The 14,584-nt window shown below is 39.1% G+C and carries 17 protein-coding genes; all 17 read left to right on the top strand.

The annotated features are described in order from the left end of the window. Positions 1-16: 16 nt before the first annotated feature. The 17 genes from flgL (at position 17) to ACM6JA_RS29170 (ending at position 14,571) form a co-directional block, all read left to right on the top strand. Positions 17-919, top strand: a complete 903-nt coding sequence (gene flgL / locus ACM6JA_RS29250) for a flagellar hook-associated protein FlgL (RefSeq protein WP_414855230.1) — start codon at positions 17-19, stop codon at positions 917-919. Positions 920-942: 23 nt separating this feature from the next. Continuing rightward, entirely contained in the window at positions 943-1,521 is a 579-nt protein-coding gene (locus ACM6JA_RS29245; protein ID WP_414855347.1) for a DUF6470 family protein, read from the top strand. Positions 1,522-1,534: 13 nt separating this feature from the next. Next, entirely contained in the window at positions 1,535-1,939 is a 405-nt protein-coding gene (gene fliW, locus ACM6JA_RS29240; RefSeq protein ID WP_414855229.1) for a flagellar assembly protein FliW, read from the top strand. Positions 1,940-1,961: 22 nt separating this feature from the next. Next, on the top strand, positions 1,962-2,237 hold the full coding sequence (gene csrA / locus ACM6JA_RS29235; RefSeq protein WP_414855228.1) for a carbon storage regulator CsrA: 276 nt from the start codon (positions 1,962-1,964) through the stop codon (positions 2,235-2,237). Then, complete coding sequence (locus ACM6JA_RS29230) at positions 2,234-2,932, top strand: class I SAM-dependent methyltransferase (RefSeq protein ID WP_414855227.1); 699 nt, start codon at positions 2,234-2,236, stop codon at positions 2,930-2,932. The genes csrA and ACM6JA_RS29230 overlap by 4 nt, the downstream gene beginning before the upstream one ends. A 198-nt stretch (positions 2,933-3,130) precedes the next feature. After that, on the top strand, positions 3,131-3,955 hold the full coding sequence (locus ACM6JA_RS29225; RefSeq protein WP_414855226.1) for a flagellin: 825 nt from the start codon (positions 3,131-3,133) through the stop codon (positions 3,953-3,955). A 134-nt stretch (positions 3,956-4,089) separates the two neighbouring features. After that, positions 4,090-4,671 carry a hypothetical protein gene (locus ACM6JA_RS29220; protein WP_414855225.1) on the top strand — a complete coding sequence of 194 codons (582 nt, stop codon included), beginning with the start codon at positions 4,090-4,092 and terminating at the stop codon, positions 4,669-4,671. Continuing rightward, positions 4,658-6,535 carry a 6-hydroxymethylpterin diphosphokinase MptE-like protein gene (locus ACM6JA_RS29215; protein WP_414855224.1) on the top strand — a complete coding sequence of 626 codons (1,878 nt, stop codon included), beginning with the start codon at positions 4,658-4,660 and terminating at the stop codon, positions 6,533-6,535. The genes ACM6JA_RS29220 and ACM6JA_RS29215 overlap by 14 nt, the downstream gene beginning before the upstream one ends. Before the next feature lie 17 nt (positions 6,536-6,552). Further along, positions 6,553-7,563, top strand: a complete 1,011-nt coding sequence (locus tag ACM6JA_RS29210; RefSeq protein WP_414855223.1) for an NAD-dependent 4,6-dehydratase LegB — start codon at positions 6,553-6,555, stop codon at positions 7,561-7,563. Continuing rightward, positions 7,560-8,732 (top strand): LegC family aminotransferase, encoded by a 1,173-nt coding sequence (locus ACM6JA_RS29205; protein WP_414855222.1) that lies wholly within the window; start codon positions 7,560-7,562, stop codon positions 8,730-8,732. Before ACM6JA_RS29210 ends, ACM6JA_RS29205 begins: the two co-directional genes overlap by 4 nt. Positions 8,733-8,748: 16 nt before the next feature. Next, positions 8,749-9,453: a TylF/MycF/NovP-related O-methyltransferase gene (locus ACM6JA_RS29200; protein WP_414855221.1), complete on the top strand. Its 705-nt coding sequence runs from the start codon at positions 8,749-8,751 to the stop codon at positions 9,451-9,453. Between the two features lie 31 nt (positions 9,454-9,484). After that, the gene (locus ACM6JA_RS29195) at positions 9,485-10,387 is read left to right on the top strand and encodes an ATP-grasp domain-containing protein (RefSeq protein WP_414855220.1); all 903 of its coding nucleotides are present in this window, start codon (positions 9,485-9,487) and stop codon (positions 10,385-10,387) included. Next, entirely contained in the window at positions 10,359-11,009 is a 651-nt protein-coding gene (locus ACM6JA_RS29190) for an HAD family hydrolase (RefSeq protein ID WP_414855219.1), read from the top strand. Before ACM6JA_RS29195 ends, ACM6JA_RS29190 begins: the two co-directional genes overlap by 29 nt. 4 nt (positions 11,010-11,013) lie before the next feature. After that, the gene (neuC, locus tag ACM6JA_RS29185) at positions 11,014-12,174 is read left to right on the top strand and encodes a UDP-N-acetylglucosamine 2-epimerase (protein ID WP_414855218.1); all 1,161 of its coding nucleotides are present in this window, start codon (positions 11,014-11,016) and stop codon (positions 12,172-12,174) included. Beyond that, positions 12,174-12,845: a PIG-L deacetylase family protein gene (locus ACM6JA_RS29180; RefSeq protein ID WP_414855217.1), complete on the top strand. Its 672-nt coding sequence runs from the start codon at positions 12,174-12,176 to the stop codon at positions 12,843-12,845. The genes neuC and ACM6JA_RS29180 overlap by 1 nt, the downstream gene beginning before the upstream one ends. 14 nt (positions 12,846-12,859) lie before the next feature. Then, a complete protein-coding gene (gene neuB, locus ACM6JA_RS29175) occupies positions 12,860-13,942 on the top strand; it encodes an N-acetylneuraminate synthase (protein ID WP_414855216.1) in 1,083 nt (360 codons plus the stop codon). Then, positions 13,939-14,571, top strand: a complete 633-nt coding sequence (locus tag ACM6JA_RS29170; protein WP_414855215.1) for an acetyltransferase — start codon at positions 13,939-13,941, stop codon at positions 14,569-14,571. Before neuB ends, ACM6JA_RS29170 begins: the two co-directional genes overlap by 4 nt. The last annotated feature ends 13 nt before the right edge of the window (positions 14,572-14,584 follow it).

Below are 14,584 nucleotides of genomic sequence, written 5' to 3'. Positions count from 1 at the left end.
TAGGAGGGAATAGATTATGGCAGTACGTGTAACGCAGAACATGCTGAATAGTAATATGCTGCGGAATTTGCATAAATCGATGCGGAATATGGATAGTTTGCAGGAGCAGCTATCATCTGGCAAAAAGATTGCGAAGCCATCAGATGATCCTGTAGTGGCAGCACGTGGTATGTTTTATCGTTCTTCTTTGATGGAGAATGATCAGTATAAAAGGAATGTGGATGAGGCACAATCTTGGTTAGATATGACCGATAGTACCATGGATGAAGTTGGTAGCGTCTTGAAGCGAATTAATGAACTCATGGTGTATTCTGGGGATGGGGCCGTTTCCCCTGATGATTTGAAAACGATGGGGTCAGAGATTTTGGAATTGAAGAATCATTTGGGAACGCTTGCTAACCAGCAAATTAACGGGAAGTATATATTTGCAGGAACAGATACGAACAAAGCCCCATATGATTCTAGTGCCAATGCTGGTAAAGGAGACTTTGTCAGTACGAACAGTTCGCCTATAAATTTAGAAGTGAGCCAAAATGTTTTTGTTACGTCGAACGTCAATGCTCAAAACATCTTTAATTTCCCTGACAATGCAAATAACATGTTTAAAGTGATTGATAATATTATCAATGAGTTAAATACCGGGAGAAGTGCTTCGCAATTTATAACGGGAATGGATCAGCAGTATGACAAATTATTGGCAGAGAGAGCTTCTTTAGGAGCATCTGTAAACCGTGTAGACTTAATTGCAGAAAGACTAAAAACCCAAGAAGTAAGCATCACCGGGCTAATGGCGAAGAATGAAGATGCTGACATGGCAGAAGTAATGACAGATCTAAAGACACAAGAAAGTGTACATTCGGCGGCGCTGGGATCCGGAGCCCGTATCATTCAACCAACACTGCTAGACTTTTTGAGATAGAGAGCTAGGAGGGGGATGACGTGATGCGGATTCCACAGTTACGTATGGAGAGTACTTTTGCGCAACTCGGCCTAAATGTCAGAAAACCTGTTCAAGAAATCAAGCAGCCTCAGGCGGAGATGAATCTGAGCCAGAAACCCGCGGAACTTACTATCGAACAGGCAAAGACCGAACTGATGATCGATTCAAGCCAAGCACGATCAAATATCGGGATTATGACCCCAATGCAGTTTAGCGACAGTAATGCTGCGTATGGGCGCGAAAAATGGTTGCAGGCGATCGCAGAGAAGAGTCAAGAGGGCGATCGTATGATGAGAATATACACGAGAGAGAATGCCATAGCTGAAATTGGTAGGGAGAAAGGCATGAGGGTGCTTGAAGGCGGATACAGACCACCCTCAACATCCAATGATGAGGGCGTCGATATAAGTATCCAAGCAAAACCGGTTTCGATCAACGTTAAGCGAAACGGTATGAGTATTGATCCAGTAACAAGATCCCCAGAGCTTTCCTATACGCCCGGTAAGGTAGAGCCGTATATGATACAATATAATAGTCTGAAGATTGATGTGTCAGGAAGTCAACTGGATCAAATGATGTAAGTGAGGGGAAAACATGAATAAGAGCCAACGAGTGGAATTGGGTAAGCTATTTTTTGAAGATGGCATTCCTGGGTTTTCTCATTTGCAATTTTTTCAGTTGATGCAGGAAGAGGAGAGTCCGTTTTTTTTGATACAGTCTACTGAAGAGGTGGAAATTGGTTTTTGGGTTGTCAATCCTTTCGCCTTTTTTAATGATTACGAATTCGTTCTTCCAGATATATCAAAGGTAGCTCTTAGTATACAAGAGGATACACCCAAAGCGGTTTTTACAATAGTTACTATTCGAGAGAGTCAGCAGGTATCAGTGAATCTTAAGGCGCCAATTGTCATCAATTTGTCTAACCGTATGGCCAAACAAGTAATTTTGCAGGATGAAAGATACTCTATTCATCAGCCGTTGTTTGTCGAGAGAACTTGACAAGAGAGTAGGGGGGATCCTCATGCTGGTACTATCCAGAAAAAAAAATGAGTCTATTATAGTAAGTCATGACATAGAGATTAAAGTTATTTCGATTGAAGGAGAAACCGTTCGTCTAGGCATTGAGGCTCCCCGTGATGTAGAAATCTATAGAAAAGAACTATACATGACTATACAAGAAGAGAATCGGTTAGCTTCCGAAAGTGCTATAACATGGGCTTCCATGAAGGCTATATTGATGAATCAGCAGAGTAAAAGAGATGAATTACAGAGTAAGAAAGAGGATGATGAGAAGTGAGCTTTTACAAACAAGAGTGGGAGACTTCATACAAAAACAAAGATAACTTCGTTTATTATCCTCATGAAGAAATTATTAGATTCACTTCCAAATATATTCGGAAACGGACAGGGCAGTCTGAGTTTATGGATAGATATCCGAACTTGGAAAACCACAAATTATTAGATTTAGGGTGCGGTATTGGAAGACATGTTATTTATGCACATCAAATGGGATTAGATGCGTATGGTATTGATCTTTCTGAAACGGCTGTCCAATTAGCAATTGATTGGGCAAAAAAGGAAGGGATCAACAGCCCTGAAGATAAAATAAAGCAGGGGTACACGCAAAATCTACCTTGGGAAAATGATTATTTTCAATTTGCTGTTAGTCATGGAGTATTAGATAGCATGAACTTTTCTGTTGCACTTCAGTCTGTGGAAGAGATTAACAGGGTTTTGGTGAAGGGTGGACTCTTTTATTGTGATCTGATTTCAGGAGACGACTCTAGCCACTCTCGGGAATATAATGGTGAAGTGGAAGTTGAAACTGCTCATGAAAAAGGGACGATTCAGTCCTATTTTAATTTTGGTAAAATCGAGAAGTTAATTGGAAGATCGTTTGAAATTCTTGAATGTGTATTAATAAAAAGAGAAGATATTTTGACTGGAACTTTTCACTCTAGGTATCATATTATTCTACGAAATATCAAGTAATAGGGTCAGTGAACATTGCATCAATATATAAACTTAGAAAAAATTTTTAAAAAAACTTTCTAAATTAGTTAAAGATGCTCAAGGTTTTACCGATATAAGATAATGTAGGGACAAAGTTACAAGCGCGCGATTGTAAATAGTCCTAAAAATTCCTAGTCACATGGACGTGACGGGCAAAAATCAAGGAGGAAAATACTCATGATTATCAATCACAATATTTCCGCAATGAATACACACCGTCAACTGGGTGCAAACACTGGCAACCTGTCGAAAAACGTTGAGAAACTGTCTTCCGGCTACCGCATCAATCGTGCGGCTGACGATGCTGCTGGTCTCTCCATTTCCGAGCGTATGCGTGCACAAATCCGTGGTATGGAGCAAGCTTCCCGCAACTCCCAGGATGGTATCTCCCTCGTACAAACTGCTGAGGGTGCATTGCAAACTGTAAACAATATTTTGGTTCGTGTAAAAGAACTGGCTACTCAATCTGCTAACGGTACCTACGACTCTGCAGCAGACCGTAACCGTCTGCAAGAAGAGTTGACTGAACTGTCTAATGAGGTAACCAACATTAAGACTAACACTAAGTTCAATGGTATCAGCTTGTTGGATGGTAACTCTAATAAAGATATCGATCTGCAAATCGGTCAAGATGCTGCTCAAGTTCTGACTTTGGATACTTCCAAATTTAACCTGTCCAGTGTTGCAACTCAAGTTGGTAACTGGAAAATCAATACACAAAGTGCTGCGAAAAGCCTGCTGAAGAGCATTGATGCAGTAATTAACAAAGTATCTGCAGCTCGCTCCTACTTGGGTGCTAACCAAAACCGTTTGGAAAACACAATCAACAACCTGAACATCACTGCTGAAAACCTGACTGCTGCTGAATCCCGTATCCGCGATGTAGATATGGCGAAAGAGCAAATGGCTTTCACGAAAAACAACATTCTTACTCAAGCTTCTCAAGCAATGCTTGCACAAGCAAACCAATTGCCACAAGGTGTACTGCAATTGCTCCGTTAATACACCTTTTCACAAAAAAAGCATGGGTTTCTATCCAGAAGCCCATGCTTTTTTATTTTTTCCATGTATATCATATAATTGAATGTTAAAAAGGAACCGATATACTAAAAAGAACAGTGAAAGGGATGAAGAACATGAAGATACTAGCACTGGGGCAAGAATACCATGTGGATAAAACCCAAGATAATGTTGTAGAATACATATTTTCTATTATTAAAGCTATTATGGCAGAAAAAAATATGATCTTTTGCGGAATGCGAATAGATGGAAGAGAGATTCATTCAGACTTTGAGGAGGAAATAGAAGGGGATATTGAAAGTATTGAAATGATCGAACCCATTCTTTTGACAGAAGAACAGTTATCCAAAGATACTTTAATATCTATTCAGGAATACGTGAAGCGATCACTTATACACCTTCCGCAGTTGGCTGAAAGGTTTCATGCAGAGATGTTATCTACTGACACCTGGGAAGAGTTAGGGCACTTGGTGGAAGGGCTGCTCTGGATTCAGAATACAGTGCAATATTACCCAATGTATAATGATATCTTTACTTTTAGCAATGAATTAGAAACGATAAATACTGCGGTTAATCAACAAGATACATACATGATTGGTGATGTAGTTGAGTATGAAATCATCCCCCGTTATAAAATGATTGAAAAACAACTAGAGGATATTTGCATTCACGAGGTGGACGGCAATGGTACTAACTGATAACATTACCTCTTTAAAAAAACATTACCCTGACATTTGGGAGAAGCTCAGAGATCGCAATCCTCAATTAATGGATCATGTTAGACTTGAGGAAACTAAATCACAGGATCTCACGTTAGCTGTATGTTTAGAGTCTGGATGGAACTATATCCATAGTAAATATAACCCTATGCAGGAAGCAGAACGTTTTATTGAAACACTAGAGGACATCGGCGATAGGCATGTGTTATTTTTTGGAGTAGGGTTAGGGTATCATATCGATGAGTTTATCAAGAGGAAACCTAACAATTCTTTTTCCTTATACGAGCCTAATATGGCTGTCTTCCATCAATTAATGGGGCGTAAAAAAATAGATGACTGGTCTCCAACGAAAAAGCTGAAACACGTAATGGTCGAGGAAAACCCTGAAGATTGTAAGAAGAATCTGATGGAACTTACTAATTTTCTAGAAGATGAGTTATATTTGGTGATCCTCCCTAGTTACAAAAGAATTCTTCTTGAACAGACGGAACAGTTTATCAAAACATTTCGGGATGTTGTATATGAGACAAGAGATCGCCTTCTTACAGGTAAGGTTTTCGCGAAGAGAATGGCGATTAACGGATTTTTCAATTTACCGACCATAATAAAGACACCAAATATTCTAGAAGCCCATAAAGATCAATTCAAGGGAAAACCAGCCATAATAGTAGGAGCTGGACCTTCTTTGAATGATGAATTTGAAAACTTGCGTCACATCAAGGAAAACGGCTTAGGGTATATCTTTTCCGTTGGTTCTTCAATAAATCAGTTGCTGAACGCTGATATTCTCCCAGATGCGGCTTTTGCTTATGATGGAAGTGCTATGAACTCAAAAGTATTTCAAAAGGTTATCGAGGGGAAGATTGACAGCGTCCCTTTGATTTTCGGAAGTACAATGGGATTTGAAACTGTACAGAATTATTGCGGAGAAAAGGCAAATTTCTTGGTTCGTGATGATTATATTATGGATTTATTCTTGAAAAAAACAGACGATGAATCATTTCAGTACATCGACAGATTTGGAAGTATTGCAACGTTGACATTGCAAATTCTTGACTACATGGGTTTCGCACCAATCATTTTTGTTGGCCAAAACCTTGCGTACCGTGGAGATCAGATTTATGCACAAGGTATTGAGTACACAGGTACTGAATTGGGGCAAGAGCGTAGGGAATATGCAGTTGAAGTAAAAGATGTATATGGAAACACTACCTTAAGTGGACGCGGCCATGTGTCAATGCGTGAGGAGCTAGAAGAACTTATTCAAAAAATAGCTAGAACTGATATCATCAATACAACCAAAGGCGGTGCTCAAATTGAAGGCACTGTTTTTCTTCCGCTGGAGGAGTTAATTACTACACATCTAACTTCGCGTAATGTAGTGAATTCAAACTGGTTAAATTCGATTGTAGAGAATGATAATTGTAATTATGATATTTCGCATTTTAAACAAGTGATCAAGGAGTTAATAGTTTCTCAAGATGAGCTAATCAAGATTATTCGCAGATTCGCTGAGTTACTTGAAGACATGAACAGTTTTATCACCACTAGAAATGATAAACAGTTAGAAGTATGCCTTAACAAATTCGATAAAATGTTTGATCGTCTACAAGCAAACAAATTAAACCTGCGCATTATTCAACCAATGAATCATCTTGAATTCCAGTTAATTTTAAAAATGTTTGATGAAATTCGTTCTAATCCAGATGCAAAATCAAAATCAAGAAGAGTCGTTGATCAATTTGGGAATTATCTAATTTCTTGCCAAGCAGATACAGCACTCATAAAAAGGTTGCTAGAAAAGATTCATGAAGAAGTTACAGGGGAAGCAATTTTAGTATAAAAGAGAGGGGAAGCAGCATGGAGCTAAGAGGCAAGAAAATTCTCGTCACCGGAGCGGATGGCTTTATCGGTTCTCACTTAACTGAAGAGTTAATAAGACAAGGAAATGATGTAAAGGCTTTTGTCTATTATAACTCATTTAATTCATGGGGATGGCTGGATCACTCTCCAAAAGACATCCAAAGTAGTTTAGATGTTTTCTCAGGTGATATTCGTGATCCATATGGTGTAATGAATGCAATGAAGGGTTGCGATGTAGTTCTCCACTTAGCAGCCCTTATTGCCATCCCTTATTCGTATCATTCACCTGAAACCTATGTCGATACAAATATAAAAGGAACTTTAAATATTCTCCAAGCAGCTCGAATGTTAAACGTGGAAAAAGTAGTACATACCTCTACAAGTGAAGTTTATGGTACTGCACGTTTCGTTCCAATTACAGAGGATCATCCGCTCCAAGGGCAATCCCCTTACTCAGCAAGTAAGATTGGCGCTGATCATATGGCACTCTCATTTCACAGTTCATTTGGTCTGCCGGTTTCTATTATTCGACCGTTTAACACATATGGACCTCGACAGTCTGCTCGTGCTGTTATTCCTTCCATCATTACACAAATTGCGAGTGGTCTTCGCACAATTCGACTAGGGTCTCTTCATCCGACTCGGGATTTTAATTATGTTAAAGATACGGTAAGAGGTTTTTTGGCTGTCGCACAATCTAATAGTTCAATAGGTGAAGTAATTAACATTGGTAGCAACTATGAAGTATCCATTGGTGAAACAGTGGAAATTATTACAGAGTTGCTGGGTCAACAAATTGATATTCAGACAGATGACCAAAGAATTCGTCCAGAGAAAAGTGAAGTTGAGCGTTTGTGGGCAGATAACACCAAAGCAAGAGAATTAGTTGGTTGGGAACCGGCTTATCCCGGAATTGAGGGGCTGAAGCGCGGGCTTGCGGAAACAATAGATTGGTTTACTAATCCCTCGAACTTGACTCACTACAAGGCAGGTATCTACAACTTATGATGAAGACAAAAATAGTTGAATCGGTAGTATCCACCTTGAATGATATAGTTCCTAACGAAAAAGATTATATTGCCCTTCACGAACCTTGTTTTCAAGGAAAGGAATGGGAGTATGTAAAAGAGTGTATTGATACAGGTTGGGTCTCCTCGGTAGGAAAATACGTAGACCAGTTTGAACAAATGCTCCAAGAATATACCGGAGTAAAGCGAGCTGTGGCCGTTGTGAATGGCACGGCTGCTTTGCATATTTGCTTAAAATTAGTTGGGATCGAGTCGGGTGATGAGGTTTTAATTCCTACCCTAACCTTTATCGCAACAGCGAATGCAGTTGCATACTGTGGTGCTATTCCTCATTTTGTGGACAGTTCTGAAAAAACACTGGGAATTGATCCATATAAGCTAGAGAGTTATTTGGAAGAGATTGCGGTTGTAAGAGAGGGCATTTGTTATAACCGAGTTTCGGGGAGAAGAATCAAAGCAGTTGTTCCCATGCATACATTTGGACATCCCGTTGAATTAGATGAGCTTGTGAATGTGTGTGAACGTTTTCGGTTGGAACTAGTAGAAGATGCTGCCGAATCTTTGGGGTCATTTTACAAAGGAAGACATACGGGTAATTTGGGAAAAGTATCAGCACTTAGTTTTAATGGGAATAAAATCGTTACTACTGGTGGTGGTGGTGCGATTTTGACAAATGATGAGCCTTTAGGGAATCTAGCAAAGCATATTACCACTACTGCTAAGATACCCCATAAATGGGCCTTTGAGCATGATCAAATTGGTTATAATTATCGAATGCCAAATATTAATGCTGCCTTAGGGTGTGCTCAATTAGAGCAACTACCAAATTTCTTAACCAAGAAAAGAAAAGTTGCTGAGATATATCAGAATGCCTTTAAACAAATCGAAGGAGTAACATTCTTCTGGGAACAGGATTATGTTTCAAGTAACTTTTGGCTCAATGCGATACTACTTGATGATGAGTATGCAAGTGTTCGTGATAAGATTTTGGAGAAAACGAACACTCAAGGAATTATGACGAGACCAACCTGGACTTTACTACATAAGCTGGACATGTTTAAACAGTGTCCTAGTATGCCTATAGAGACTTCAATGATGATTGAGAGACGCTTAATTAACATTCCAAGCAGTGTTGAGTTGCTATCGTGAAATGGAGGAGCCACTAGTGTCGAGAACTTTTGAAAAGGGATACGGAACAACTGAAAAAAAACTAGATAATTTCGAGAAATATATTCGTCGACAAATTATGACCAGATTCTTAGCTAGATATGAACTATTTAAAATGCAATTAAATATAAAGGGAAATATTATAGAGTGCGGTGTTCATCATGGTGGTGGATTGATGGCGTGGGCAAAGTTATCTGCTGGTTTAGAACCGTATGCATTTGATCGAAGAATTATAGGGTTCGATACATTCAACGGTTTTCCTTCCATTCATGAGAATGACCAAGGAAGTGTAAGTAGCGAGAACGGCGAAATGCGTCTCGGAGGACTGGATACGGGTTATGATGTTTTTGAAGAGTTAACAGATGTTATCAACGAATTTGATCAGAATCGATTTCTAAACCAGTTTCAAAAAGTTGAGTTGGTAAGAGGTGATGCAACCGTTACAATTCCACAATATGTGAAAGATAATCCCCACTTACTAGTCAGCTTGTTATTTTTAGATTTTGATTTATATGAGCCTACTAAAGTAGCGTTGGAACAGTTGCTCTCACGTATGCCAAAGGGCGCAATTTTAGCTTTTGACGAAATTAACAACCCATGGTGGCCGGGAGAAACACAAGCTCTGCTAGAAATGCTTGACTTACGAAAGTATGAAATCAATCGTTTTTCATTTGAACCCAATATTTCTTATATAGTTTTATAGTGAATAGATGATTGATAGGGTGGGACTTGTTATGTTAAAGATATTGACCGAAGCGTCTGGAAGTATGTCAGCTGCCTATCTCATTAAAGCAATCCAAGAAGCTGGTCACATTGCAGTTGCATCTGATATCGACCCTGATTGTGTTGGTCGCTATCTCACATCACAGTTTATTCAGATGCCCTCGAAGAATGCGCCTGATCTCTGGGAACAAACAATTGAATTACTTAATAAGCACGATATTAATATAGTCATTCCATCGTTAGATGAAACACTAATTGGATGGGCTAAGAGACGGAAAGAATTACTTGAAGAGGGGATTCATGTAATCTTATCCGGGGAAGAAACGATAAAAACATTTCAGGATAAGTGGCTTACTTACCAGTTTTTTATAAATGCAGGTATTCCTACACCAAGCACTAGCCTCGAGCAAGAATTCCCCTTGGTTAAACCGAGAAATGGAAGGGGTGCAGTTGGAGTACGAATAGAGAATACGGCTATTAACATGGAAGGGATGATTTCCCAGGAGCTTGTTGAAGGGACAGAGTATACCGTTGATGTTTTTTGCAATCGTAATACCGATCCAGTCTACATTGTTCCACGCTTAAGAGAAGGGGTAACGCAAGGGAAATCTACTGCAGGAATAGTAGCAAATCGCCCTGATATAGAAGAATGGGTACGGAAAATATGTCGAGCTATTCCTTTTGTTGGACCAGTGAATATGCAGTGTTTCGTACAAGAGAACGGAGAAATAAAATTCATTGAAATTAATCCAAGAATTGCAGGCGGGATGGCGCTGGGCTTTGCCGCAACTGAGAATTGGATAAATTTGATAATCGATCACTTTATTGAAGGAAAGCCGATAAGTACTAAACCTATAAAATATGGATTAATGATGAAGAGGTATTATGCTGAAGTCTTTGTTCCCAAATGTTGATTGGGATATTGTGGAATTCGTAGGGTTTGATATGGATGGAACACTGTATGATGAATTCAATTTTATTATTCAAGTTTACAGACCTATAGCTAAAAGGATTGCACTATCAACTAAATCTACAGAACAAGAAATATATAATCAATTACTGCTACGATGGATGGAAAAAGGTAGTTCATATAATAAAATATTTGACGAAATACTAATACGGCATAATGTTGTAGAGAGTGAACGAGAAACAACTATTAATGAGTGTCTAAGGATTTTTAGAAAACACACGCCCATGCTTACTCTATCTGATAGAGTTTCATTTTTCTTGAACTATGTTCAGAATAAATATGGCTTGTTTTTAATTACAGACGGCGGAGTTCAATTACAAAAGGCAAAATTTCATTCCTTAGGACTGTCTTCGTGGTTTGAGGAACAAAATGTTGGATTTACAGGATTGTATGGAAGTGAATACAGTAAACCTTCGCCTCTAATCACAAAAAACATTAAGATTTTAGAAGAGGTTTTCAATCCAAAGCAAGTTGTTTTTTTTGGCGATAGGGAAGTAGATAAAAAGTTTGCAGAGGTACTCGGTTTTCAATTTGTACAAACATATTGCCTTCAAAAAGAGGGATAACCTTATGAATAAACGTAAAGTTTTAGGAGTTACCGGTATTCGATCGGAATATGACATTATGTCATCGGTATTTAGAGCGATAGATTCTCACCCCATGTTAGATTTAGAACTTATTGTGACAGGTGCACATTTAAGTGACGCATACGGCTTAACAGTAAATGAAATAAAACAGGATGGTTTTAAAATTGCAGACGAAATTGAAAGTCTTTTAAACAGCGATCAGGCATCTGCTCGAGTAAAAGGTTTAGCTATCCAACTTCAAGGGCTAATTCAAGCTGTAAAAAAAGTAGAACCAGAATTTTTACTAGTCTTGGGAGATCGTGAAGAATCGATGACTACAGCTCTAGTTGGAGCTTATATGAATATTCCTGTAGCGCATATTGCTGGTGGTGATCGCGTAGTAGGTAACGTTGATGACCAGATTAGACATGCTGTTTCTAAACTTGCACATTTGCATTTTGTAACAAACCAAGACAGTGCTGACCGTTTACTTAAAATGGGTGAACAATCATTTCGAGTCTATAATACTGGGAATCCAGGGTTGGATCGAATAAGAGAGGTCCCTCTTCTTTCAAGAGAAGAACTATCCGAAAGGCTTGGCTTTAAGATTGAAGACCAAGAACCGCTTATCTTGTTAATTCAACATGTAATTTCTACAGAAATCGATGAGGCTTACTTTCAAATGAAGCAAACTTTGGAAGCCGTTAGAAAGCTAGGAATAAAGACTATTATAAGCTATCCAAACTCGGATGCAGGTAGCCAGCAACTAATTAATGCATTACAAGAATACAAAGATCTTCCTTTTATATACATGGCAAAAAATATACCGAGGTTAGAATTTATAAACATTATGAGACAAGCCGATTGCTTACTGGGGAATTCAAGCTCAGGTATTTTAGAGGCACCATTGTTAAAATTACCAGTCATTAATGTCGGAAATAGACAAAAAGGTCGATTGCATGCTGAGAATGTTCAATTTGTTCCTCATGATGTCGAGGCAATCACGGGGGCTGTTAGGAAAGCAATTCATGATACAGATTACAAAAATTTAGTGAAGAATTGTGTTAATCCGTATGGTGATGGATTTTCTTCACAAAAGATAGCAAATATTTTAGCTGAAATTGAAATTGATGAAAAATTATTAGTAAAGGATATTACATACTGATGAGTAAAGACGTTCTGTTTATAGCTCCACATCCCGATGATGAGACTCTTGGCTGCGGCGGAACCATTTATCGTCACTTAGAACAGGGTGATCGAGTTCATTGGCTAATTGTTACAGGAATGAGTGTGGACGGAGGGTTTTCCCCTGACCGGATTGCTTCAAGAGCGAGAGAGATTGAAATTGCTGCTAGACAATATTCGTTTACTTCTGTTCATAAGTTAGATCTTCCAACTACCAAACTCGATGAAATAGGTATGAGTAAAATAGTAGAGAAGATGAGCGCTGTGATGCTTTCTGTTCAGCCGCAGGTAATTTACGCTCCATATCCTGGAGATGTTCACACGGATCACAAATTTGTTTTCGATGCAGTTATTTCTTGTACAAAATGGTTTCGATATTCTTTTGTGGAGAGAATACTAGCATATGAGACTCTGTCCGAAACTGAATTTGGTTTAAATCCCGATACGAATGGTTTTAGACCTAATGTGTATGTGGATATTTCGAAACATTTGGAGAGAAAACTAGAAGTTATGCGTATTTTCGAAAGTGAAGTAGGCTCTTTTCCATTTCCAAGGAGTGAACAAACAATAAGATCTCTGGCTTACGTACGTGGTTCAACAGCAGGTGTGGAAGCTGCGGAAGCGTTTATGCTATTAAAAGAGGTCCTGTGAAAGGGGAGGTCTTTGTGAATAGTAATAGAACATACATTATCGCTGAAGCAGGAGTTAATCATAATGGTTCCCTATCGATGGCAAAGGAACTGGTTTTTCGAGCTGCCGAAGCTGGAGCTGATGCAGTTAAGTTTCAGACATTTAAAGCAAAAAATATTATCACCAATCATGCCGAAAAAGCCGATTATCAAAAGAAGACAACAAATTCGCGAGAGACTCAACTGGAAATGGTACAAAAACTAGAATTGACTTTGGAGATGCATGAAGAGCTGTTGGGCTATTGTAAGGATTTAAATATAGAATTTTTGTCTACACCATTTGATCTAGACAGTGTAGATTTACTTACACAGCACATCAGGGTTGATAAACTTAAAATGTCGTCTGGTGAAATTACGAATGCACCTCTCTTACTAAAAGCAGCGCAATCTGGGCTGCCAGTTATTCTTTCCACGGGAATGTCTCTGCTTGGAGAAATAGAAGAAGCACTTGGTGTCTTGGCATTTGGATACGTCCAGTCGGGCAAGGCTCCTTCATTTCAAGCATTCGAGGAGGCATATACAAGTATTGAGGGCCAGCAGGCTCTCCAAAATAAAGTAACACTATTACATTGTACAACAGAATACCCTGCTCCCTTGGCCGACGTAAACTTAAGAGCGATGGATACTATGTTCGCAGCATTTGGCCTCCCTGTGGGATATTCCGATCACACGGAAGGTATTTCTATTCCCATTGCTGCAGTTGCTCGCGGAGCGCAAGTAATTGAGAAACATTTTACTTTGGACAAAAATTTACCTGGGCCAGATCACAAAGCTTCTATCGAACCAGATGAATTAAAGCAAATGATAGACTCGATTCGTCAAGTGGAAGAAGCACTAGGATCGAAAACAAAAAAGATGACGCAATCTGAACAAAAAAATAAACATATTGCCCGCAAAAGTTTGGTCGCAGCATGTAGTATTCGCAAAGGGGAAACCTTTACCCCTCAAAATTTAACTTCAAAGCGTCCAGCGACTGGAATTTCCCCAATGTACTACTGGGATATAATCGGGAAACAGGCAGATAAGGATTACCAGGCGGATGAAGTGATCCAATTATGAGAGGGGTAATAGTTCTTGGAGGTGGAGGACACGCCAAAGTTCTTATTGAGATATTGTTATCACAGGCTAGAGAAGTAATAGGCTATACAGATTTCATTGATCACGGGGACATTTATGGGGTTCCATGTTTAGGAAATGATTCGGAGATTGAACATTATTTAACTGAAAATATTGTGCTTGTAAACGGATTAGGATCAACAGGGGACAATACGAGACGAAAGCATTTGTATGATCTTTATAAAGAAAAAGGATACAAATTTACTAGCGTCATCCATCCAAGCGCTATTATTTCACCAAGTGTGGTAATTGATGAGGGCGTACAGATAATGGCTGGTGTTATTATTCAAGCAGATTGTTATATCGGAAGTAATTCTATAATCAATACGCGGGCTTCTGTAGATCACGATAGTAAGATAGGGAAGCACGTTCATATAGCACCCGGAGCTATTTTGTCCGGAGGGGTAGAAGTTGAAGAAGGGGCGCATTTGGGAACGGGTTCCGTAGTGATACAGAGAATCCTAGTAGGAAAAGAGAGCCTGGTTGGTGCTGGTGCTGTTGTAACTAAGAACATTCCAGACAGAGTAAAGGTGGCGGGAGTTCCTGCTAAGGTTGTTACAACTAGCAGCTAGAAAGGTGTGAGGA

This window comes from Brevibacillus sp. IT-7CA2 (assembly GCF_949767855.1).
GTDB lineage: Bacteria > Bacillota > Bacilli > Brevibacillales > Brevibacillaceae > Brevibacillus.
This window is presented reverse-complemented; position numbering and strand designations above follow the sequence as displayed.